The organism is Streptomyces sp. NPDC001594, assembly GCF_042893675.1.
Lineage (GTDB): Bacteria > Actinomycetota > Actinomycetes > Streptomycetales > Streptomycetaceae > Streptomyces.
Genome location: NZ_JBIAVB010000033.1, coordinates 1 through 21,162, shown reverse-complemented (window position 1 = coordinate 21,162; position 21,162 = coordinate 1). Strand labels below are relative to the sequence as shown.

Genomic DNA, 21,162 nt, shown 5'->3' with positions numbered 1-21,162 from the left:
AAAGAAGGCCGGGGCCGGGCATTTTTATTGCGTTGTCCCGCGTGGCGCGCGCGGCCAGAGTGGTTCCGGGCTTTGCCGCCAGGGTGGTCGCGGGCCTGCACACGGGAGGTGGGCGAGATGCGGGACACGCTGGTACTGAACGCGAGCTTCGAGCCGCTGTCGACGGTGTCGCTGAACCGGGCCGTCGTTCTGGTGCTCCAGGACAAGGCCGTGGTCGAACAGTCCCATCCCGAACTGCGGGTGCGTGCGGCCGCCGTGGACCTGCCGATGCCCCGGGTGATCCGGCTGTGCAGGTACGTGCGGGTGCCGTTCCGAAGACATGCTCCCTGGTCGCGGCGGGGGGTGCTGGTCCGGGACCAGCACCGGTGCGCGTACTGCGGGAAGCGCGCGACGACCGTGGACCACGTGCTGCCGCGGGCCCAGGGGGGCGGGGACACCTGGTTGAACACGGTGGCGTCCTGCGCCGAGGACAACCATCGGAAGGCGGCGCGGACCCCGGAGGAGGCGGGGATGCCGCTGCTGCGGAAGCCGTTCGTGCCGTCTCCGGCGGACGCCATGCTGCTGGCGCTGGGGGTGGGCGGGCAGGAGGCGCTGCCCGACTGGCTGGTCCGCTCCGCCTGATTCCCGCGCGCCCCGTCCGTCTCTTCCGCCCCGTCCGCGGCCGTGTGCCGCGGACGGGGCGGCGTATTTCCGCTACGTCTTTCAGCGGAGCAGCAGTTGGACGATGGCCACGGTGCCGACGGTGACGATGACCCCGCGCAGGACGGCCGGGGGCAGCCTGCGGCCGACCTTGGCGCCGATCTGTCCGCCGATGGTGGAGCCGACGGCGATCAGGAGGACGGCCGTCCAGTCGAACTCGGCGACGAAGAGGAAGAAGAGGGCGGCGATGCCGTTGACGAGGGCGGCCACCACGTTCTTGACGGCGTTGATCCGTTGCAGGTCCTCGTGGAGCAGGAGCCCCATCAGGCCGAGGTAGAGGACGCCCTGGGCGGCGCCGAAGTAGCCCCCGTACGCGCTGGACAGGAGCATGCCGGTGAGCAGGGCGGGCCCGCCGTCGGGGTGTGCGGTGTCGCCCCCGGCGGCTTCCTGACGGCGGCGCAGGGCCGCGGCGAGCCTGGGCTGGAGGACGACGAGGACGAGGGCCAGGCCGATGAGGACGGGCACGATGGTGTCGAAGGAGTCCGACGGCAGGGTCAGGAGCAGGATCGCGCCCGCGAGGCCTCCGAGGAGGCCGACGGCGCCGAGCCGCAGGATGCGGCCGCGCTGCCCCTTGAGTTCGTTCCGGTAGCCGATGGCCCCGCTGATGGAGCCGGGGACGAGGCCGAGGGTGTTGGAGACGTTGGCGGTCACCGGGGGCAGGCCGGTGGCGAGGAGCACCGGGAAGGTGATCAGGGTGCCGGAACCGACGATGGTGTTGATGGTGCCGGCGCCGATTCCGGCGGCGAGGACCGCGAGTGATTCCCAGATGGACATGGACATGGACGGAGCCATCCCCTTTGTGTGAGTGAGTCGCCTCCCCGCCATGAAGGTCGAGGGGCCTCACCGATCATGCACGAAGGGGAGGGCGGGTCAGTCGATGGGGGGCTGCTCGCGGCGCTCGGGGCCGCTGCCGGTCTCGGGGGTTCCCTTGCCGGGGTTCTGCGGGTTGAAGCCGGTCGAACCGCCGCCGAGGGGGCCGAAGTTGCCCATGGCACCCGAGAGGCCCTTGAGCGCGTCACCGATCTCGCTGGGCACGATCCAGAGCTTGTTGGCGTCGCCTTCGGCGATCTTCGGGAGCATCTGGAGGTACTGGTAGGCGAGGAGCTTCTGGTCGGCGTCGCCGGCGTGGATGGACTCGAAGACGGTGCGGATGGCCTGGGCCTCGCCCTCTGCCCGGAGGGCGGCGGCCTTCGCGTCGCCTTCGGCGCGGAGGATGGAGGACTGCTTCTCGCCCTCGGCGCGCAGGATCTCCGACTGCCGGACGCCTTCGGCCTGGAGGATGGCGGCGCGCTTGTCGCGGTCGGCGCGCATCTGCTTCTCCATCGAGTCCTGGATGGAGGTCGGCGGCTCGATGGCCTTGAGCTCGACGCGGTTGACGCGGATGCCCCACTTGCCGGTGGCCTCGTCGAGGACCCCGCGCAGGGCGGCGTTGATCTCCTCGCGGGAGGTGAGGGTGCGCTCCAGGTCCATGCCGCCGATGATGTTGCGCAGCGTGGTGACGGTGAGCTGCTCGATGGCCTGGATGTAGCTGGCCACTTCGTAGGTCGCGGCGCGGGCGTCGGTCACCTGGTAGTAGATGACGGTGTCGATGTTGACGACCAGGTTGTCCTGGGTGATGACCGGCTGCGGCGGGAAGGGGACGACCTGTTCGCGGAGGTCGATCCGGTTGCGGATGGAGTCGATGAACGGGACGACGATGTTGAGGCCCGCGTTGAGGGTGCGGGTGTAGCGGCCGAACCGTTCGACGATGGCGGCGCTGGCCTGGGGGATCACCTGGATCGTCTTGACCAGGGCGATGAAGACCAGTACCACCAGGATGATCAGGACGATGATGATCGGTTGCATGCGGTTCCCCGTGCCCTTCCGGCTGTCTGTGCTGCCCCGTTGATCGGAGTCTCGCAGACCCCGGGGCCGCGGGTGGGCTGCTTGCTCACATGACGACCGCGGTCGCCCCGTCGATGTCGACGACGTCGACGGACTGGCCGGGTTCGAAACTGCTGTGCGTGTCCAGGGTGCGGGCGGACCAGATCTCGCCGGCGAGCTTGATGCGGCCGCCGCTGCCGTCGACCCGTTCGAGGACGACGGCCGACCGTCCCTTCAACGCCTCGATGCCGGTGCGGTGTTGGGGCCGCTGGTCGCGGTGCCGGTTGGCGATCGGCCGGACGACGGCGATCAGCGCGACCGACACGATGACGAAGACCAGGACCTGGGCCACCGCTCCGCCGCCGAGGGCCGCCGTGACGGACGCGGCGACGGCGCCGACGGCGAACATGCCGAACTCCGGCATCGCGGTGAGGACGAGGGGGATCCCGAGTCCGGCCGCGCCGATGAGCCACCACACCCATGCGTCGATGTCCACATGGTCATGGTAGGTCGGGCGGGCGCGGCCGGACAGGGCGCGAAGGCCGTCCTGCGGGGCGCCCTAGCGCAGGGGCAGGCCCTGGGCGGTCCAGCGGTCGTGCTCGTTGCGGTCGACGATCAGCGGGAGCCCGAAGCAGAGGGAGAGGTTGCGGGAGGTCAGCTCCAGGTCGATGGGGCCGGCCGTGACGACCTTGCCCTGCCGGATCATCAGGACGTGCGTGAACCCGGGGGCGATCTCCTCGACGTGGTGCGTGACCATGACCATGGACGGGGCCATGGGGTCGCGGGCCAGGCGGCCGAGGCGGCGGACGAGGTCCTCGCGGCCGCCGAGGTCGAGGCCGGCGGCGGGCTCGTCGAGGAGGAGGAGCTCGGGGTCGGTCATCAGGGCGCGGGCGATCAGGGTGCGCTTGCGCTCGCCCTCGGAGAGGGTGCCGAACTTGCGGTCGAGGTAGTCGGACATGCCCAGCCGGTCGAGGAAGGCACGGGCGCGCTGCTCGTCGACCTCCTCGTACTCCTCCTGCCAGGTCGCGGTCATGCCGTAGGCGGCGGTGAGCACGGTCTGCAGGACGGTCTGCCGCTTGGGGAGCTTGTCGGCGAGCGCGATGCCGGCGACGCCGATGCGCGGCCGCAGCTCGAAGACGTCGCTGCCGGGCTTGCCCAGGGTGCTGCCGAGGATGGTGGCGGCGCCCTTGGTGGGGAAGAGGTAGCTGGAGGCGAGGTTCAGCAGCGTGGTCTTGCCGGCGCCGTTGGGGCCGAGGATGACCCAGCGCTCCCCCTCCTTCACCGACCAGGAGACCTGGTCCACCAGAGCCCGGCCCTCGCGGACCACGGATACGTCCACCAGCTCCAGAACATCGCTCATGAGCGTGTTGTCACCCCTTGCAGTCACGGTTCTGTGCCCGCCTGTAGGCGCGGCCCCAGGGGAAAACCCCAGGGGAAAACCTACGCCACTCGGGGAGGGGTCCGGGCGCCAGGCCGGGTACGGGGCCCGATCCGTAGAGTGGGGGGATGCTTTTCGAACCACGTTCAGGGCGGCTGGCCGCCTGGGGGAACGCGTTGCTGGCCGGTCATGTCTCGCCCGACGAGGCCGCGTCGTCGATCGTGGGCGAGGACGCTTCGCACCGGGTGGCGGGGCTGCCGGGTGAGGCGGGGCCGGTGGGGCTCACGCTGGCGCTGGGGCGGCTGCGGGTGCTGGGGGTGAGCGGGCTGCGGGTGGCACTGCCGGCGCCGGGGCATCCGCTGGGGCTGAGCGGGCCGCCGGAGTTCAACGCGGCGGCGCTGGAGGCCGAGGAGGCGGTGGTGTGCGCGGGGGCCGCGCTGGGGCTGGTGCCGGAGGTCACGGAGGCGGGTCCGGCGGGGGACGTGCACGTCTCGGTGGTGTGGCGGTGCCGGCCGGTGCGGGAGGCGCCGCCGGCGGACGTGCCGTCGCTGGGTGAGGCGGAGCGGGAGCTGGCTGAGGCGCTGCGCGAGGCGACGGTGGCGCTGACGCGGCTGGACGTGGCGGCGTCGGGTCCGGTGGCCGAGGCGGCGCTGTCGGCGTACCGGGCGCGGGCGGAGGCGGGCCGCGAGGTGCTGGCTCCGGGGTATCCGGCGCGGGCGGTGCGGGTGCTGGCGCTGGCGCAGCGGGTGGACCTGCTGGTGTCGCTGGCGTACGAGCGGGGGCACGGGGGCGCGGTGGCGGCCTCGGAGATGGCGGCGCGGGCGGAGGCGCTGCGGCCGGTGGAGCGGGTGGCCCGGCGGGCGCTGGTGGCGGCCTACAACGCTCCGCTGGAGGGCCGGGAGTAGGAGGCGGCTCGGCCGGGCCGTGACCGGGCTTTCTTTTCTCTCCCCCGGACCCCCGGGTGCGACAAGGCCCCGCTTCCCGGGGAGAGGGGGGAAGCGGGGCCTCGGCTCGTCAGGGGTGGGGTCAGCTGTTGACGCCCGTGTTGCCGAAGGCGCCGTTGAGCAGGCCGATGACGTTGACGCTGTTGCCGACCGCGTTCACCGGGACGTGCACGGGGACCTGGGCCAGGTTCCCGGAGGCCACGCCGGGCGAGCCCACGGCCTCGCCCTCCGCGGACGCACCGCCGTGCGCCGAGGAGACACCGGCGCCGAGGGCGACGAGGCCGCCCGCGATCATGGTGACGGCTGCGGCCTTCTTGTAGTTCTTCACTTCTCGTCCTCCAGTACGTCTGCCGCGACCAGCCGCCGCGGCACGCCATGGAGAACGCCGTCCCGCCCGGCGGGATACGCCATGTGGGCTACATACACCCGACCGTATGAATCTCGGATCGGCCCATTACCGTGTGATCCCGTGCCTGACCGCCCACAGGGCGGCCTGGGTGCGGTCGGAGAGGTCGAGTTTCATCAGGATGTTCGAGACGTGCGTCTTGACGGTCTTCTCGGACAGGACGAGGGCCCGGGCGATCTCGCGGTTGGAGCGGCCGTCGGCGATCAGTCCCAGGACCTCGCGTTCGCGGTCGGTCAGCGAGCCGGGGCGGCCGGCCGGGGCGCCCTGGTCGTCCTGGGCGGCGAGGAGGGCCTCGGCGACCTCGGGCTGGAGCAGGACGTGCCCGGCGTGGACGGAGCGGATGGCGCCGGCCAGGGCGTCGGGGTCGATGTCCTTGTAGAGGTATCCGGCGGCGCCGGCCCGCAGGGCGGGGACCACGGTCCGCTGTTCGGTGAAGCTGGTGACGACGAGGACCCGGGCGGGGTTGCCGAGGTCGCGCAGCCGGCGCAGGGCCTCGATGCCGTCGGTGCCGGGCATGGTGACGTCCATCAGGATGACGTCGGGCCGCAGTTCCTCGGCGCGGTCGGTGCCCTCGGCGCCGTCGGCGGCCTCGCCGACGACCTCGATGTCCTCCTGTACCTCCAGGAAGGTGCGCAGGCCGCGCCGGACGACCTGGTGGTCGTCGACGAGCAGTACGCGGATGCGGCCGGGGGTGTCAGCCACCGGGGACCTCCATCTCGATCGTGGTGCCCGCTCCGGGGCCGGAGCGGACGTCCAGCCGGCCGCCGGCTCCGGCGGCGCGGTCGCGCATGGAGACCAGTCCCAGGTGGCGGCCGGCCTTGCGGACGGTGGGAGGGGAGAAGCCCCGGCCGCCGTCGCGTACCCGCAGGAGGGCTCCGCCGCCGGGTGCGCGGGTGAGGGTGACCTCGACGAGGTCGGCGCCGGAGTGGCGCAGGGCGTTGTGGAGGGCTTCCTGGGCGACGCGCAGCAGTGCCTCCTCCTGGGCCGCGGGCAGGGCCCTTACGCCGTCGCAGGTGAAGGTGACGCGGGCGGTGTGGGCGCGGTCGAGGACGCGTACGTGGTTGCGCAGGGTGGCGACGAGGCCGTCCTCGTCGAGGGCGGCGGGGCGCAGCTCGGTCACGGCGGCGCGCAGTTCGTCGGCGGCTTCGGCGGCGAGGACGGCGACCTGGTGGAGCTCGTCCTTGGCGCGGGCCGGGTCGCGGTCGACGAGGGCGGTGGCGGCCTGGGCGGTCAGGCGCAGGGAGAACAGCTTCTGGCTGACGGCGTCGTGCAGCTCGTGGGCGAGGCGGGAGCGCTCCTCGGCGATGGTCAGCTCGCGGCTGCGTTCGTAGAGGCGGGCGTTGGTGAGGGCGATGGCGGCGTGCTGGGCGAGGAGGGAGAGGAGTTCCTCGTCCTCGTCGGTGAAGCCCGGCTCGCGGCCGGCGGCCGTCCTCTTGTTGGCGAGGAAGAGGGCGCCGAGGGTCTCCTCGCCGTCGCGGACGGGCAGGCCGAGGAAGTCGGACATGTCGGGGTGGGCGGCGGGCCAGCCCTCGAAGCGCGGGTCCTGGCGTACGTCGGCGAGCCGCTGGGGGGCGTCCTGGTGGAGCATCGCGGCGAGGATGCCGTGCTGGCGGGGCAGGGGGCCGATGCGGCGCCACTGGTCCTCGGTGATGCCGTCGACGACGAACTGGGCGAAGCCGCCGTGGTCGTCGGGGACGCCCAGGGCGGCGTACTCGGCGTCGAGGAGCTCGCGGGCCGAGACGACGATCGTGCGCAGGACGTCCTGGACCTCCAGTCGGCGGCTCATGGCGAGCAGGGCGGTGCTGACGGCCGCCAGCCCGGTGCGGGGTCCGTGGTCCATGGGGTCACCGTACCGGCGGCCCTGACCTGCGGGATCGGGCGCCGGTCGTAGGTCTTCGGGCCGGGCCCTTGCTGGAGGCGGAGTTCAGTTACACACGGCATTGCTGCTGCAACTCTGGGTGAGACCGTTACGTGTCCGATGTGAGGCCGGGCATAGGACGCACATCACTTACGAAGCCGCGTAGTGGACAGGTAAAGGCGTTGTCAGTGCTGCTGCGGCGGGTGTCCGGGACCAAAGTCCCGGACCGTCGCAGCCCCCTGATCCACTAAGCGGGATCGTATGTCACACCTTTGCCACAGGATTTTGCCGCCGCTAAGAATGGCAGCCGTCGCAAGGCGCCGAGGGATCCCGGATCCTCCCGGCGCCTTCCTGCGGCCCCCGCTATTCGAAGAGGTTGCCCCGCATGTCTGCTTCCAGCACTTCCGGTCACAGTCGTCTGACGAAGGCGTACAAGCTGTCGATCGCCGGTGTCGCCACCCTCGGTGCCGCCGCGCTCGCCTTCTCCGTCGTCCCGGCCGGTGCCGGTACGCAGAAGGACCAGGCCGTGGCCGCCGCCCCCGTGGCGTGGACCCAGGCGATCCAGCAGAACCTCGGCGCCCAGCACGCCGTGGCGGACCAGAAGGCCAAGGACGCGGCGAAGGCCCAGGCCGCGGCGCAGGCGAAGAAGGACCGCGAGGCCAAGGAGGCGGCCAGCCGCTCCGCCGCCCGCACCCCGGTGTTCGCGAACAACCTGGACGGCTGGATCAAGGAAGCCCTCTTCATCATGAAGCGCGAGGGCATCCCCGGCACCTACGCCGGCATCCACCGCAACATCATGCGCGAGTCGAGCGGCAACCCCCGCGCGATCAACCTGTGGGACATCAACGCGCAGAACGGCATCCCCTCGAAGGGCCTGCTGCAGGTCATCCAGCCGACCTTCAACACGTACCACGTCAAGGGCACCAAGTTCGACCTGTACGACCCGGTCGCGAACATCGTCGCCGCGTGCAACTACGCCGCCGACCGCTACGGCTCCATGGACAACGTGAACAGCGCCTACTAGGCCCCACGCCTCAGCGGGCGACGCAGGACCCCCATGCGCCTCAGGGCGGCCCCCGGAAGACTCCGGGTGCCGCCCTGAGGCGTTCTGCGTGGGTGGCCGGGTGCGCGGCCGGGTGCGCGGCCGTTACTTGCGCATGACCTCGGGCTCGTGGCGGCGCAGCAGGCGCGCCACGGCGAAGCCGCAGATCACGCCCTGCAGCAGCAGGACGATCACGTCCAGGAACCACTGGCCGGTGGTGTGGTCCCACAGCGGGTCGGTGTTGGTGGGGTTCTGCGGGTCCCACGGGGCCATGAGCCTGCCCAGGTCCAGGGTGGTGCCGGCGGCGCCGACGGCCCAGCGGGAGGGCATCAGGTAGGCGAACTGCTCCAGGCCGACCTTGTCGTACAGCTGGAAGAGGATGCCGGTGAAGACGACCTGGATGATCGCGAACATCACGAGCAGCGGCATGGTCTTCTCGGCGGTCTTCACCAGCGAGGAGATCACCAGGCCGAACATCATCGCGGTGATGCCGAGCGCGGTGACCGAGACGCAGAGCTCGACGGCCGGGTTCATGAACAGGCCCTCGGCCGGCAGCTTGCGCGGGGTGAAGGCGATGGCGCAGATGATCGCGCCCTGGATGACCGTGATCACACTGAGGACGATCACCTTCGACATGAGGTACGCCGACCGGGACAGGCCCGTCGCGCGCTCCCGCTCGTAGATGACGCGTTCCTTGATCAGCTCGCGGACCGAGTTGGCCGCGCCCGAGAAGCACATGCCGACCGCGAGGATCAGGGTGATCGTGCCCGCGTCGCCGTTGAAGCGGGACGGCGGGGTCGGCGGGGCCAGGCCGAACTTCGCGGGGATCACCGTGGAGACGATGCCCAGGACCGCCGGCAGCAGCACCATCAGGGCGAGGAAGCCCTTGTCGGAGGCGATCACCGAGACGTAGCGGCGGATCAGGGTCCACAGCTGCGAGCCCCAGGCCTGCGGCTTCGGCGGGATCATCTGCTGCGGCGGCATCGCGACCTGCTGCGGGGCGACCGCGTCGAGGTCGGCGGCGTACAGCTGGTAGTGCTGCGAGCCCTTCCAGCGGCCCGCCCAGTCGTAGTCGCGGTAGTTCTCGAAGGCGGAGAACACGTCGGCCCAGGTGGTGTAGCCGAAGAAGTTCAGCGCCTCGTCCGGCGGGCCGAAGTAGGCGACGGACCCGCCCGGGGCCATGACCAGCAGCTTGTCGCAGAGCGAGAGCTCGGCGACGGAGTGGGTGACGACGAGGACCGTGCGGCCGTCGTCGGCGAGCCCGCGCAGCAGCTGCATGACGTCGCGGTCCATGCCCGGGTCGAGGCCGGAGGTCGGCTCGTCCAGGAAGATCAGCGACGGCTTGGTCAGCAGCTCCAGGGCCACGGACACGCGCTTGCGCTGGCCGCCGGAGAGGGCGGTGATCTTCTTGTCCTTGTGGATGTCGAGCTTGAGCTCGCGCAGGACCTCGTCGATGCGGGCGGCGCGCTCGGCCTCGGCGGTGTCGCCCGGGAAGCGGAGCTTGGCCGCGTACTTCAGGGCGGTGGAGACCCGCAGCTCCTTGTGCAGGATGTCGTCCTGCGGGACCAGGCCGATGCGCTGGCGGAGCTCCGCGAACTGCTTGTACAGGTTGCGGTTGTCGTAGAGGACGTCACCCTGGTCGGCGGGCCGGTAGCCGGTCAGCGCCTTGAGGAGCGTCGACTTGCCGGAGCCGGAGGGGCCGATGACGCCGATCAGCGACTTCTCCGGCACGCCGAAGGTGACGTCCTTGAGGATCTGCTTGCCGCCGTCGACCGTGACCGTGAGGTGGCGGGCCGAGAAGGAGACGTCGCCGGTGTCGACGAACTCCTCGAGGCGGTCGCCGACGATCCGGAACGTGGAGTGGCCGACGCCGACGATGTCGGTGGGGCCGAGCAGCGCGCTGCCGGACTTCTGCAGGGGCTGGCCGTTGACGTACGTGCCGTTGTGGCTGCCGAGGTCGTGGATCTCGAAGCGGCCGCCCGTGGAGCGGAACTCCGCGTGGTGGCGCGAGACCTGGAGGTCCGAGACCACGAGCTCGTTCTCCAGGGCACGGCCGATGCGCATGACGCGGCCGACGGCGATCTGGTGGAACGTCGTCGGGCTGCGGTGGTCGCTGCCGTAGCCGGGCGCCACGGACTGCTGCGGGGCCTGGTGCTGCTGCTGCGGCACGAACGGCTGCTGCTGCGGGGACTGGTGGTGCTGCGGCTGCTGCTGGTGCGCCTGGGGCTGCTGGTCCCAGGCGGGCTGCTGCGGCTGCTGGTGCTGCGGGGCCGGCGGCTGGAACGCCGGGGCCTGGCCCTGGGCGACCGGGGCCTGGTATGCCGGCTGCTGCTGGGCCGCCATGGCGGCGCTCGGATTCAGCCGCGGGCCGTCCGTCGCGTTGCCGAGGTGGACCGGCGTTCCGGGCACGAGCTCGGTCTGCTGGACCCGCGCGCCGTGCACGTAGGTGCCGTTGGTGCTGCCGTGGTCCTCGATGGCCCAAACCCGGCCGTTCCAGCTGATGGTGGCGTGCCGCCAGGACACGCGCGCGTCGTCGATCACCACGTCTCCCTGGGGATCGCGCCCCAGCGAGTACGACCTGGACGGATCGAGCGTCCAGGTCCTTCCGTTCAATTCCAGTACGAGTTCCGGCACTCCAGCCCCACTTAAGGTCCCCCGAGAATCCCCCTGGCGTCCAGGGAGAACGACGTCAGGGAGTCTAGGGATGGCGAACATCCGGGGGAACTATTTCAGGCCTGGGGCCACATGTGGAATCCGGGCCTTCCGCGGGCCTCTACGTCTGCCCGTTGACGGGGTCGAAAGCCACCCGGAGAGTGAGATACGGGACTTCTCGCCCCGCTCGGCTCGGCTGGGCGCCGATGCCGGGGGCGGCTCGCCGGGCGCGATGACCGCCGCGGTGGTCGCGGCCGCGGTGGGCGGGTCGGTGACCGCGACCGGGAAGGTGTCGGCGCTCGGACCGGCCGCGGACGGCGGGGCCGCCGTGGACCTGCGGCCGCTGGGGGTCGCGCTGGTGGGGGCGCTGGTGCTGGGGCTGTCCGTACCGGTGCGGGGGCGGGCCGCCGGGGAGCTCGGGCGGCTGCTGCCCGGCGCCGCTGTCGCGGGGGGAGCCGGTGCCGGTGGCGGGGGTCGCGGAGTACGACGGGCGGGCCTGGCTGCTGGTGGCGGGGGCGGGGGTGCTGCTGTACGCCGGGGTGCGGAGTCCGGGGCGGCGCGGGGTGGCGGCGTGCGCGGCGCGGCTGACCCGGGGCGGCCCGGACCCCGCCGGGGCGGGTCCGGCTGACCGCGCGGGCCGTTCCGCCGTGGGCCGCGGCTCGCGGGCGGGCACGCCCGACCGGCCGTGGTGGCCGGCGCCGGCGGGTGAGGGGGCTCGGGAGCCGGAGGTCTCCGACGGCTCGTGGGACGTCACGGTCACCGGGCGGCCGCCGAAGCCGGGTGCGGCTCCGCGGGGGCCGCGGCGGGAGCCGTTCGCGCCACCCCCGCCGCCGGGGGCTCCGCCACCGCCGAAGCCGCCGCATCCCCCGCGCTGACCGGCCCGGCCCGGCCCCACCGGTCCCGCGCGGGGCTGGTTCAGCCCGCCGGCGTTCGAGGCGGCGTTCACAACGTGGGACGGGCGGGGCGGGGGTGGGGGCGGGAAGATACGGTGAGGGGACCATGAGCGCTTCGCAGACCTCCGACGCCCCCACCCTCCTCGTCAAGATCTTCGGCAAGGACCGTCCCGGGATCACCGCCGGGCTAATGGACACCCTCGCCGCCTACTCCGTCGACGTCGTCGACATCGAGCAGGTCGTCACCCGTGGCCGCATCGTCCTGTGCGTCCTCGTCACCCAGCCCACCACCGCCGCCGAGGGCGAGCTGCGGGCCACCGTGCACAGCTGGGCCGAGTCGCTGAAGCTGTCGGCCGAGATCATCTCCGGTACCGGCGACAACCGCCCCCGCGGGGTCGGCCGGTCCCACGTCACCGTGCTGGGGCACCCGCTCACCGCGGAGTCCACGGCCACCATCGCCGCCCGGATCACCGCGACCGGCGGCAACATCGACCGTATCTTCCGGCTCGCCAAGTACCCGGTGACGGCCGTCGAGTTCGCCGTGTCCGGTGCCGAGACGGCGCCGCTGCGCACCGCGCTGGCGACCACCGCCGCCCAGATCGGCGTCGACGTGGCCGTGGTCTCGGCGGGGCTGCACCGCCGGGCGCAGCGGCTGGTGGTCATGGACGTGGACTCGACCCTGATCCAGGACGAGGTCATCGAGCTGTTCGCCGCGCACGCCGGCTGCGAGGCCGAGGTCGCCGAGGTGACCGAGCGGGCCATGCGCGGGGAGCTGGACTTCGAGCAGTCCCTGCACGCCCGGGTGGCGCTGCTGGCGGGGCTGGACGAGTCGGTGGTGGACAAGGTCCGCGCCGAGGTGCGGCTGACCCCCGGCGCCCGGACCCTGGTGCGGACGCTGAAGACCCTGGGCTACCAGGTGGGCGTGGTCTCCGGCGGGTTCACCCAGGTCACGGACGACCTGCGGGAGCGGCTCGGCCTCGACTTCGCCTCGGCGAACACCCTCGAGATCGTCGACGGCAAGCTCACCGGCCGGGTCACCGGCGAGATCGTGGACCGGGCGGGCAAGGCGCGGCTGCTGCGCCGCTTCGCCTCCGAGGCCGGGGTGCCGCTGGCCCAGACGGTCGCGGTCGGTGACGGCGCGAACGACCTGGACATGCTGAACGCGGCCGGCCTGGGCGTGGCCTTCAACGCCAAGCCGGTGGTGCGCGAGGCCGCCCACACGGCCGTGAACGTGCCCTTCCTGGACGCCGTGCTCTATCTGCTCGGCATCACCCGCGAGGAAGTGGAAGCGGCCGACCTGGCCTGAGCAGCCCCCGTCCCCCCGACGCCCGGCCGGATCGTTTCGGCCGGGCGTTCGTCGTACCCGGCCCGGCGGCGGGGCTCCGGCCCGAGGGAGTCTCCAGGGACCTTGGACCCGAACTGGGCTTTTGTGTCGTGTACTTGGACCCGATCATCCGATCGTGTGGCGATATGCGACAGCGGCCATGCGGTCGGCCTTGTGCGTTCAAGGGGACGTGGATGACTCGAAGTGTGCTCATCACCGGAGGCTCGGGCGGAATCGGCCGGGCCTGCGTGGAGAGATTCGCGCGGGAGGAGGACTGGACCGTCTGGTTCACCTACCGCAACGGCCGGGAGCGGGCCGAGGAGCTGGTGCGGGAGCTGGCCCTCACCGGACGCGCCAAGGTGGAGGCGTTCCCCTTCACCCAGGGCGAATGGGAGGACCACGAGCTGCTGCTGGACCGGCTCCCGGGTCCGGTGGACGTCCTGGTGAACAACGCCGCGGTCGGTTCGAAGACGGTGGAGCACTACACCGAGGGCCCCGGGCACGCGAAGGCGTCCGCCTTCTTCCAGATCAACGCGGTGGGTCCGCTGTGGCTCATCGAGCAGCTGCTGCCGGGGATGCTGGAGCGGGGCTTCGGGAAGATCATCAACATCTCCAGCGTCGGCGGGGGGATCTTCCAGTTCCCCGGCTTCCACCCGGCCGACGGGATGAGCAAGGCCGCCCTCACCTATCTGACCCGTCATCTCGCGGCCGACCTGGTGCATTCCCCGGTGGACGTGTTCGCCCTCTGCCCGGGCGCCGTCGACACCACGATGTTCCAGGCGAGCACCCTGGACAAGCTCTCCGCCGAGGAGCGGGCCGCCCTGTCCGCGCAGCTGCCCAAGGGCCGCCTGATCACCTCCGAGGAGATCGCCGAGCAGGTGCGCTGGCTGGCGGGCGAGCACTCCACCCCGCTGCACGGCGCCGTCATCGACGCCTCGATGGGCCTGGGCGTGCACCCGGGCCTGCTGACCGGCGCCGGTGTCGACAGCGGGAGGGCCTGATGGGAACCGGCACCGGCCCCCGCCGCCTGTCCCGGCAGGCCTCCCGGCTCCTGGCCGACACCCCGGCCATCGCCGAGGCCCACTTCCGCGCGGAGGCCGAACCGTACGACGCGCTGACCCGGCCCGACGGCTACCTGAACCTGGGCACCGCGGAGAACCGGCTGCTGTGGGACCTGCTGGAGGGACGGCTGGCGCAGCTGCCCCCGATGGACGAGGCCACGGCCCGCTACGCCCCGCTGCACGGCACCGACGTGCTGCGCGGCCGCGTCGCGGCGCTGCTGTCGGACACCGTCGGCACCCCGCTGGACGCCGAGGACCTGGTGGTGATCAGCGGTGCCACCGGGGCGCTGGACGCGATCGCCTCCGTCCTGTGCGACCCGGGCGAGGCGATCGTGGTGCCCGCCCCCTACTACGGGGCCTTCGACACCGACCTCGGCGGCCGTTCCGGCGCCCGGATCCTGCCCGCGCCGCTGGATCCCGCCGACGGGTTCCGGCTGACGGCCGCGGCGGTGGACCGGGCGCTGCGGCGGGCCCGGGAGGAGGGGATCACCGTCCGGGCGGTGGCGCTGTCCTCCCCCTCCAACCCGATCGGGGAGGTGCACGCGCCCGAGGTGCTGGCCGGGCTGCTGCGCGTGGTGCGCGAGCACGACGTGGACCTGGTCTCGGACGAGATCTACGCCCACGCCGTGTTCGGCCCCCAGCCGTTCACCAGCGCCGCCGATCCGGCCGTCAACCCGGACTGGGCCGGGCGCACCCATGTGGTCTGGGGCTTCGCGAAGGACTTCGGGCTGCCCGGCCTGAAGACCGGGGTGCTGCACACCCGTGATCCGCGGGTCCGGGACGCCGCGCGGGCGCTGGCGTACTTCGCGCCCGTCTCCACCGCCACCCAGCACACCCTGGCGGAGCTGCTGGCCGACCCGGAGTGGACCGCCTCCTTCCTCGCGGCGGGCCGGCGGCGGCTGGGCTCCTCGTACGGGCACCTGACCGGGCTGCTGGAGGCGTACGGGATCCCGTACGCCCCGGCCGGCGCGGGCTTCTCCGTCTGGCTGGACCTCGGGCGGTGGCTGCCCGGTGCCGGCTTCGCGGGCGAGGAGCTGCTGTGGCGGGAGCTGTTCGAGAAGGCGAAGGTCAGCGTCCTGCCCGGCGGGGCCTTCCGCTCGCCCGAGCCGGGCTGGTTCCGGCTGTGCCACACCGTCGACGCCCCGCTCGTCGCGGAGGCGGTCCGGCGGATCGCCGTCCACCTGGGCCTGTCCGCGCGGCCGGGCCCGCGTCCCTCCTCCTCCCCCTCCCCCTCCCCCGCTTCACGGAACGGAAGTCACCCATGAGCACGGCACCGGGTCCCCTGGACCGCTGGTACGAGACCGCCGGCGTGCGCGGCGGCGTACGGCGGATGTTCCACGCCGAGGCGGAGCAGGGCCGGGTGTTCTTCCCCGACGCCCTGGTGCCGCACCTGGCGCATCCGGAGGTGAAGGCGCTGGCCCCGGAGCGGGTCCGGGAGGTCTCGGTCCGGCACCTGTACCAGTTCCTGCACTCCACGACCCACCTGGAGACCCGGGTGGTCAACGGGGCGGCCGAGCCGGTCGCCAACGGCATCTCGGGGCTGCACTTCCCGACCTCGCTGCGCATGGACGCGTTCAAGGTGTACTGCGACGAGGGCTACCACGCCCTGTACAGCCTGGACCTGGCCGACCAGGTGGCCGCCGTCACCGGTATCGCCGTCCCGGACGTGGACTACGGCGGCTTCGTGACGGCCCTGCAGGAGACCGGGCGGCGGCTGCTGCCCGAGGACCCGGTGCTGGCGGGGCAGTTGCAGGCGGTGGTGTTCGAGACGCTGATCACGGCCGTGCTCAACGAGGTGCCGCAGGACCCGACCGTGGTGAGCACGGTACGGGAGCTGATGCGTGACCACGCCAAGGACGAGGGCCGCCACCACCGGTTCTTCTCCGCGTTCTTCCTGGAGCTGTGGGCCCGGCTCGACGACCGGCGCCGGGTGCTGGCGGCCCGGGCCCTGCCGGCGATGATCCGCGCGGCGCTGGACTGGGACCTGGAGCCGGTGCGGGTGTCGCTGCGGCTGGCGGGTCTGGACGAGGAGCGGATCGAGGCCGTCCTGGCGGACAGCTACGGCGGCAGCGCGGGCGTGGACCGCATCCAGACCATCTCCCGTTCCACCCTGCGGCTGTGCGCCCAGGTGGGTGCCTTCGACCTGCCCGGCGTCACGGACGCGTTCGCCGCCCATGGACTGCGTGCCCCGGAGGACTCCGATGCCTGAGACCGCGACCGTCACCTACCCCGAGTACCTGAAGCTGCCGGAGCTGCTGTCGCTCCAGGTGCCGCTGGCCGACGGGGTGGACGACGAGCTGCTGTTCATCACCGTGCACCAGGTGCAGGAGCTGTGGTTCGGCCAGCTGCTGCGGGACCTGGCGGACGCCCGGGACCGGATGCTGGACGGCGATCCGCGGGCCGCCCGGGCCCGGCTGGTGCGCTCGGTGTCGGTCACGCGGGCGCTGATCGCGGCGATCCATCCGCTGCGGGCGATGCCGCCGCGCGAGTTCCACGCCTTCCGGGGCGTGCTGGGCTCCAGCAGCGGGCAGCAGTCGGCGCAGTACGTGGAGATCGCGGCGCTGTGCGGGGCCGGCTGGGTGCACGGGGAGTACGGGCGGCGGACCGTCGCCGGGCTGGCCGAGCGGGAGCGGGAGCGGCTGGCCGGGCGGCTGGCGGAGCCCACCCTGTGGGAGGCGTTCGTGGCGCTGCTGGCGAAGGCGGGGTTCGCGGCCGGGACGCGGGAGGAGCGCTGGGAGGCGTACGCGCGGCTGGCGGCGGGGCCGCTGGACGGCGATCCGGCGGAGTACGCGGAGCTGGCCGAGCTGGTGGAGGCGCTGGTCGACCTCGACGAGGTGTGGACGGAGTGGCGGGCCTGCCACGCGCTGCTGGTGGAGCGGCAGATCGGGGGGCGGCCGGGGACCGGCGGCAGCAGCGGGACGGAGCACCTGCGGGCGTCGGTGTACCGGCGGTTCTACCCGGAGCTGTGGGAGGCCCGGGACGCGGGCTTCGCGGAGCTGCCGGCCGGCTGCCCGATGGGCTGAGACGGGCCGGGGACGGGGGCGGGCCCGGGGCGCGGACGCCCCGGGCCCGCGGGGTTCCGCGTCAGTGGTCCTTCGGGGTCCAGTAGTCCAGCAGGGTGCCCACGCCGGGTTCGACGGACTTCCAGGAGCCGGTGAAGGAGACGACGGCCAGGGCGGCGGTGGGGAAGCCGGTGCGGTCCATCCGGGCCTGGGTGTCGCCCTCCGCGCGCCCGGAGAGGATGTCGGCCAGGGCGTGCATGCCCGGGTTGTGGCCGATGACGAGGAGGTCGGCGACGTCGTCGGGGGTCTCGTTCAGCAGGGCGATGAGCTCACCCGGCGAGGCGTCGTAGACCCGCTCCTCGTAGCTGGTCCGCGGCCGGTAGGGGAGTTCCTGGACGGCGAGCTTCCAGGTCTCCCGGGTGCGGACGGCGGTGGAGCAGAGGGCCAGGTCGAAGGTGATGCCGGTCTCGGCCAGCTTCCGGCCGGCGGCCGGCGCGTCCCTGCGGCCGCGGTCCGCCAGCGGGCGGTCGTGGTCGGCCACCTGGGGCCAGTCGGCCTTGGCGTGCCGGAGGAGGGCGATCCTGCGGGGTGTGTCGGCGCTCATGGGCCCAGCTTCGCATGAAACGGACCACGGGGCGCAGGGTGTTGAGGGGGCCCTCCCCCGCTCGTGGGGACGTGTTCCGGCGTGTGCGGACCGGCCGCGCGCGCGGGTGCCGCGGGTGGTGCGGCGGGCGGCGGTCAGGTGACGGCGTGGAGCAGCTGCTGGGTGACCTGGACCAGTCCGGAGGGCTGGCCGGTGGCGGCCTGGGCCTGGCCGGAGCCGGCGAGCAGCAGGAGCAGGAGGCCGAAGGCGAGGGCGGGCAGGGCCAGGGTCCACCAGTGCAGCCGGGCACTGGTGTGGGCGTACGCGCGGGGGCGGCGGGTGGTGAGGGACGGGGTGCGCGTGGTGGCCGGCATGGCCGCCTCCGGGTTCTTCGGCTGGGGACTGGCTCGCTGCCTCGAACCTATGGATCCGCGGCGCCGGTTCCCATCCGGGGCACACCCCACCCGACCCTGATCCTGGCCCCCTAGGGGACGGTGGGGATAACCCCACCATCGGGGGCCGCGCCGGGGCGGCGGCGGTGCGTCAGGGGGACGCGAGGGTGGCGATGACGGCCACGATCACGGTCACGAGGGCCATCGCTCCCAGCACGAGGCCGAGCTTCTTGTGGCTGTCCTGGGGGTTCGGTTCGAGTACGGGCGACATGCCGTTCAGTCTCGCACGCCGCATTCGTCCTCGATCGTGCGGTCCCGTCCCGCGAGGACGCCGAGGGCGATCTGCGGGACGAGGAGGCCGGCCATGAGGGCGAGCGGCAGGTCCCAGCCTCCGCTGTGCTGGTAGAGGGTGCCGATGACGAGCGGGCCGGGGATGGAGATCAGGTAGCCGGTGCTCTGGGCGAAGGCGGAGAGCTTGACGACCCCGGCCGGGGACTTGGCGCGCAGTCCGATCATCGTGATGACGAGGGGGAAGGCGCAGTTGGAGACGCCGAGCAGGAGGGCCCAGGCCCAGGCGCCGCCGGCCGGGGCGAGGTAGAGCCCGAGGTAGCCGGCGAGGCCGAAGACGCCGAGGACGGCGGCGATGGGGCCCTGGTGGCGCATCCGTGCGGCGAGGCCGGGGATGACGAAGGCCAGCGGGACGCCCATGACCATGGTGACGGCGAGCAGCACGCCGGCGGTGGAGGCGGAGACCCCGGCGTCGCGGAAGATCTGCGGGAGCCAGCCCATCGTGACGTAGGCGCCGGTGGCCTGGAGGCCGAAGTAGCAGGCGAGGGCCCAGGCGGTGCGGCTGCGCACGACGGAGGGTCCGGCGTCCTGCGCGGGGGTGCCGGCGGGCGCGGCGGTCCGCCGGCGGCGGGTGGCGGCGGCGACGGGCAGCCAGGGCAGGACGGCGGCCACGGCGAGGGCGGCCCAGACCAGCAGGCCGGTGCGCCAGTCGCCGCCGAGGGCGGAGGTCAGCGGGACGGTCGCGGCGGCGGCGAGGGAGGTGCCGGCGGCCAGGGCCATGGAGTAGAGGCCGGTCATGGTGCCGACGCGGTCGGGGAACCAGCGCTTGACGATGACCGGGAGCAGCACGTTGGTCAGGGCTATGCCGGCCAGGGACAGGGCGCTGGCGGCGAGGAAGGCGGCGGCGCTGTCGGCGAAGGGCCGGATCAGCAGGCCGGCGGCGACGGCGGCCATACCGGCGCAGACGACGGCGGCGGGGCCGAAGCGGCGGGAGAGCCGGGGCGCGGTGACGCCGAAGACGGCGAAGCAGAGGGCCGGGACGGAGGTGATCAGTCCGGCGACGGTGCCGCTCATGTGGAGGCCGTCGCGGGCCTCCTCGAAGAGGGCGCCGAGGCTGGTGATGGCGGGCCTGAGGTTGACGGCGGCCAGCACGATCGCGACCACGAGCACGGGGCCGAGCCATTTCGGGTCGGCGTGGGCGTCTTCCCGGGCGGTGGCGGGGAGGCCGGCGGAGCCGCGCGGGGTCGCCGGGCGGCTCAGGGTCTGGAGGTCTTCGTCGTGCATCCCGCCATCATAGAATCATGGGATGATTGGTTGTCCAGTTTCCTCCTGTCTCCGAGAGGCCCCGTCCGCATGCCGTTGACCTCGCCCCGGCGTTCCGCGCTCGTCGACCAGGTGATCGCCCAGCTCAGGAACCAGATCACCTCCGGCGAGTGGCCGGTCGGAAGCCGGATCCCCACCGAGCCCGAGCTGGTGGAGCTGCTGGGCGTGGCCCGCAACACGGTGCGGGAGGCCGTCCGGGCCCTCGCGCACAACGGGCTCCTGGACATCCGCCAGGGTTCGGGCACCTACGTGCTCGCCACCAGCGAGCTGGCCGGGGTGATGCACCGCCGCTTCGCGGGGGCCGATCCCCGGCACATCGCGGAGCTGCGCTCGACGCTGGAGTCCGCGGCGGCCCGGATGGCGGCGGAGCGCCGCACGGAGCGGGACCTGGTCCAGCTGGACGCGCTGCTGGCGCGGCGCGAGGAGGCCTGGGCGAGCGGGGACGCGGAACTGTTCGTGAGCACGGACGTGGCCCTGCACATGGCGGTGGTGACGGCCTCGCACAACGAGGTGCTGACCGGGCTCTACGCGGACCTGGGCGATCTGGTGGCGGAGTGGCTGCGCGCCGACGTGGGCACGGAGCTGGACCCGGCGGACCACCTGGACCACGCCCGGCTGATCGAGGCGATCCGGCGCGGGGACGGGGACGCGGCGGCCTCGGAGGCGGCGGGCTACCCCTTCGTCTGCCTGGGCAAGGGCGCCCGCTAGCGGATACCCGCTAGTTCCTGGCGGGGGCCGACGGGCGCTGGTGGCTGACCCAGGCCGTGCGGACCTCCTTCCAGCAGCGGCCCGTCAGCCTCGTGCGGCCGGCCGGGTCCAGGGGGACGAGGGCACTGTCCCCGTCCAGGTCCCACCAGCGCTCGCACTCCACGTGGAGGCGGAGCAGGTCGGTCTCGGGGAAGCCGTTGTGGCAGTACGCGATCACCTGGGAGCCGTCGATCTCGGTGTCGCAGTCGGAGCCGTAGAGCTCGCGGCCGGCGGGCTGCTCGGGCCGTACGGGCGGTTCGACGGGGATCTCGGAGAAGTCCACGGTCGCCGGGGCGGCCGCCCCGGGTCCGGGAGCGGGGGCCGGCTCGCGGGGTTGCGCGAGGGCTCCCGGGACCAGGAGCCCGGTCACGGCCACCGAGGTGACCAGCAGCGATACCGCTCGGCTCGGCCTCGCGCGCACGCCCGTACCTCCTCCCCGAACCCGCCGGGAAGATCCCGGCCAGGTCAGTTTGCAGGCATGTGTCCAGGTTTTCGACTCGGGAAGATCTGGTCGGAGGGCGAACGTCCGATCGAGCGGCCCCCGCACGCCCCGCCGGCCCGGGCCGCAAACGGCGGTGGGCGCGCCCCCCCCGGGGGGGGGGGGGGCCCCCCCCGCCCCCCCCCGGGGGCCCCCCGGGGGGGGGGGGGCCCCCCCCGGGGCGGGCCCCCCCCCCCGGGGGCCGCCCGCCCCGGGGGGTGGGGGACCC

23 protein-coding genes are annotated in these 21,162 nt (G+C 73.1%); 10 read left to right on the top strand and 13 right to left on the bottom strand.

Annotated features, from left to right (window positions below; translation table 11 throughout):
* The first annotated feature begins 117 nt into the window (after positions 1 to 117).
* Positions 118 to 621, top strand: a complete 504-nt coding sequence (locus tag ACFY0O_RS37315; protein WP_388955471.1) for an HNH endonuclease — start codon at positions 118 to 120, stop codon at positions 619 to 621.
* Positions 622 to 702: 81 nt separating this feature from the next.
* On the opposite strand, the gene ACFY0O_RS37310 is transcribed toward ACFY0O_RS37315, so the two are convergent.
* From ACFY0O_RS37310 to ACFY0O_RS37295, 4 genes are all read right to left on the bottom strand, one after another.
* Complete coding sequence (locus ACFY0O_RS37310) at positions 703 to 1,479, bottom strand: sulfite exporter TauE/SafE family protein (protein WP_388955468.1); 777 nt, start codon at positions 1,477 to 1,479, stop codon at positions 703 to 705.
* A gap of 90 nt (positions 1,480 to 1,569) precedes the next feature.
* Complete coding sequence (locus tag ACFY0O_RS37305) at positions 1,570 to 2,544, bottom strand: SPFH domain-containing protein (protein ID WP_358893056.1); 975 nt, start codon at positions 2,542 to 2,544, stop codon at positions 1,570 to 1,572.
* A gap of 85 nt (positions 2,545 to 2,629) precedes the next feature.
* Positions 2,630 to 3,058: an NfeD family protein gene (locus tag ACFY0O_RS37300; protein ID WP_388955464.1), complete on the bottom strand. Its 429-nt coding sequence runs from the start codon at positions 3,056 to 3,058 to the stop codon at positions 2,630 to 2,632.
* Between the two features lie 63 nt (positions 3,059 to 3,121).
* Complete coding sequence (locus tag ACFY0O_RS37295) at positions 3,122 to 3,922, bottom strand: ABC transporter ATP-binding protein (protein WP_388955461.1); 801 nt, start codon at positions 3,920 to 3,922, stop codon at positions 3,122 to 3,124.
* Positions 3,923 to 4,068: 146 nt separating this feature from the next.
* On the opposite strand from ACFY0O_RS37295, the gene ACFY0O_RS37290 reads away from it, so the two are divergent.
* Positions 4,069 to 4,845 (top strand): hypothetical protein, encoded by a 777-nt coding sequence (locus ACFY0O_RS37290; protein ID WP_388955458.1) that lies wholly within the window; start codon positions 4,069 to 4,071, stop codon positions 4,843 to 4,845.
* 121 nt (positions 4,846 to 4,966) lie between these two features.
* Here ACFY0O_RS37290 and ACFY0O_RS37285 read toward each other — a convergent pair whose 3' ends face one another.
* From ACFY0O_RS37285 to ACFY0O_RS37275, 3 genes are all read right to left on the bottom strand, one after another.
* The gene (locus ACFY0O_RS37285; RefSeq protein ID WP_358893060.1) at positions 4,967 to 5,212 is read right to left on the bottom strand and encodes a chaplin; all 246 of its coding nucleotides are present in this window, start codon (positions 5,210 to 5,212) and stop codon (positions 4,967 to 4,969) included.
* A gap of 126 nt (positions 5,213 to 5,338) precedes the next feature.
* Positions 5,339 to 5,992, bottom strand: a complete 654-nt coding sequence (locus tag ACFY0O_RS37280) for a response regulator (protein WP_388955455.1) — start codon at positions 5,990 to 5,992, stop codon at positions 5,339 to 5,341.
* Positions 5,985 to 7,130: a GAF domain-containing sensor histidine kinase gene (locus tag ACFY0O_RS37275; RefSeq protein ID WP_388955452.1), complete on the bottom strand. Its 1,146-nt coding sequence runs from the start codon at positions 7,128 to 7,130 to the stop codon at positions 5,985 to 5,987. Before ACFY0O_RS37275 ends, ACFY0O_RS37280 begins: the two co-directional genes overlap by 8 nt.
* A 403-nt stretch (positions 7,131 to 7,533) precedes the next feature.
* On the opposite strand from ACFY0O_RS37275, the gene ACFY0O_RS37270 reads away from it, so the two are divergent.
* Positions 7,534 to 8,172, top strand: a complete 639-nt coding sequence (locus ACFY0O_RS37270) for a transglycosylase SLT domain-containing protein (RefSeq protein ID WP_388955449.1) — start codon at positions 7,534 to 7,536, stop codon at positions 8,170 to 8,172.
* A 123-nt stretch (positions 8,173 to 8,295) separates the two neighbouring features.
* Here the strand turns inward: ACFY0O_RS37270 and ACFY0O_RS37265 are convergent, their stop codons facing one another.
* The gene (locus ACFY0O_RS37265; protein WP_388955446.1) at positions 8,296 to 10,824 is read right to left on the bottom strand and encodes an FHA domain-containing protein; all 2,529 of its coding nucleotides are present in this window, start codon (positions 10,822 to 10,824) and stop codon (positions 8,296 to 8,298) included.
* Between the two features lie 250 nt (positions 10,825 to 11,074).
* Here ACFY0O_RS37265 and ACFY0O_RS37260 point away from each other — a divergent pair, with 250 nt between their 5' ends.
* The 6 genes from ACFY0O_RS37260 (at position 11,075) to ACFY0O_RS37235 (ending at position 17,143) form a co-directional block, all read left to right on the top strand.
* The gene (locus ACFY0O_RS37260; protein ID WP_388955443.1) at positions 11,075 to 11,470 is read left to right on the top strand and encodes a hypothetical protein; all 396 of its coding nucleotides are present in this window, start codon (positions 11,075 to 11,077) and stop codon (positions 11,468 to 11,470) included.
* A 371-nt stretch (positions 11,471 to 11,841) separates the two neighbouring features.
* Positions 11,842 to 13,041, top strand: coding sequence for a phosphoserine phosphatase SerB (gene serB / locus ACFY0O_RS37255; protein WP_388955441.1), 1,200 nt, complete (start codon positions 11,842 to 11,844; stop codon positions 13,039 to 13,041).
* A 212-nt stretch (positions 13,042 to 13,253) separates the two neighbouring features.
* Positions 13,254 to 14,060 carry an SDR family NAD(P)-dependent oxidoreductase gene (locus tag ACFY0O_RS37250; RefSeq protein ID WP_388955438.1) on the top strand — a complete coding sequence of 269 codons (807 nt, stop codon included), beginning with the start codon at positions 13,254 to 13,256 and terminating at the stop codon, positions 14,058 to 14,060.
* The gene (locus ACFY0O_RS37245; RefSeq protein WP_388955435.1) at positions 14,060 to 15,385 is read left to right on the top strand and encodes an aminotransferase class I/II-fold pyridoxal phosphate-dependent enzyme; all 1,326 of its coding nucleotides are present in this window, start codon (positions 14,060 to 14,062) and stop codon (positions 15,383 to 15,385) included. The genes ACFY0O_RS37250 and ACFY0O_RS37245 overlap by 1 nt, the downstream gene beginning before the upstream one ends.
* Entirely contained in the window at positions 15,382 to 16,329 is a 948-nt protein-coding gene (locus tag ACFY0O_RS37240; protein ID WP_388955432.1) for a diiron oxygenase, read from the top strand. Before ACFY0O_RS37245 ends, ACFY0O_RS37240 begins: the two co-directional genes overlap by 4 nt.
* Entirely contained in the window at positions 16,322 to 17,143 is an 822-nt protein-coding gene (locus ACFY0O_RS37235) for a tryptophan 2,3-dioxygenase family protein (protein WP_388955429.1), read from the top strand. Before ACFY0O_RS37240 ends, ACFY0O_RS37235 begins: the two co-directional genes overlap by 8 nt.
* 61 nt (positions 17,144 to 17,204) lie before the next feature.
* Here the strand turns inward: ACFY0O_RS37235 and ACFY0O_RS37230 are convergent, their stop codons facing one another.
* From ACFY0O_RS37230 to ACFY0O_RS37215, 4 genes are all read right to left on the bottom strand, one after another.
* On the bottom strand, positions 17,205 to 17,726 hold the full coding sequence (locus ACFY0O_RS37230) for a SixA phosphatase family protein (RefSeq protein WP_388955426.1): 522 nt from the start codon (positions 17,724 to 17,726) through the stop codon (positions 17,205 to 17,207).
* Between the two features lie 134 nt (positions 17,727 to 17,860).
* Positions 17,861 to 18,079, bottom strand: coding sequence for a hypothetical protein (locus tag ACFY0O_RS37225; RefSeq protein ID WP_388955423.1), 219 nt, complete (start codon positions 18,077 to 18,079; stop codon positions 17,861 to 17,863).
* 169 nt (positions 18,080 to 18,248) lie between these two features.
* Positions 18,249 to 18,368: an SGM_5486 family transporter-associated protein gene (locus tag ACFY0O_RS37220; protein ID WP_344154728.1), complete on the bottom strand. Its 120-nt coding sequence runs from the start codon at positions 18,366 to 18,368 to the stop codon at positions 18,249 to 18,251.
* A gap of 5 nt (positions 18,369 to 18,373) precedes the next feature.
* Entirely contained in the window at positions 18,374 to 19,669 is a 1,296-nt protein-coding gene (locus tag ACFY0O_RS37215) for a CynX/NimT family MFS transporter (protein ID WP_388955420.1), read from the bottom strand.
* A 69-nt stretch (positions 19,670 to 19,738) separates the two neighbouring features.
* Between ACFY0O_RS37215 and ACFY0O_RS37210 the strand changes: the two genes are divergently transcribed.
* On the top strand, positions 19,739 to 20,416 hold the full coding sequence (locus tag ACFY0O_RS37210) for a FadR/GntR family transcriptional regulator (RefSeq protein ID WP_388955418.1): 678 nt from the start codon (positions 19,739 to 19,741) through the stop codon (positions 20,414 to 20,416).
* Between the two features lie 10 nt (positions 20,417 to 20,426).
* Here the strand turns inward: ACFY0O_RS37210 and ACFY0O_RS37205 are convergent, their stop codons facing one another.
* Positions 20,427 to 20,876, bottom strand: a complete 450-nt coding sequence (locus tag ACFY0O_RS37205; protein WP_388955415.1) for a hypothetical protein — start codon at positions 20,874 to 20,876, stop codon at positions 20,427 to 20,429.
* Between the last annotated feature and the right edge of the window lie 286 nt (positions 20,877 to 21,162).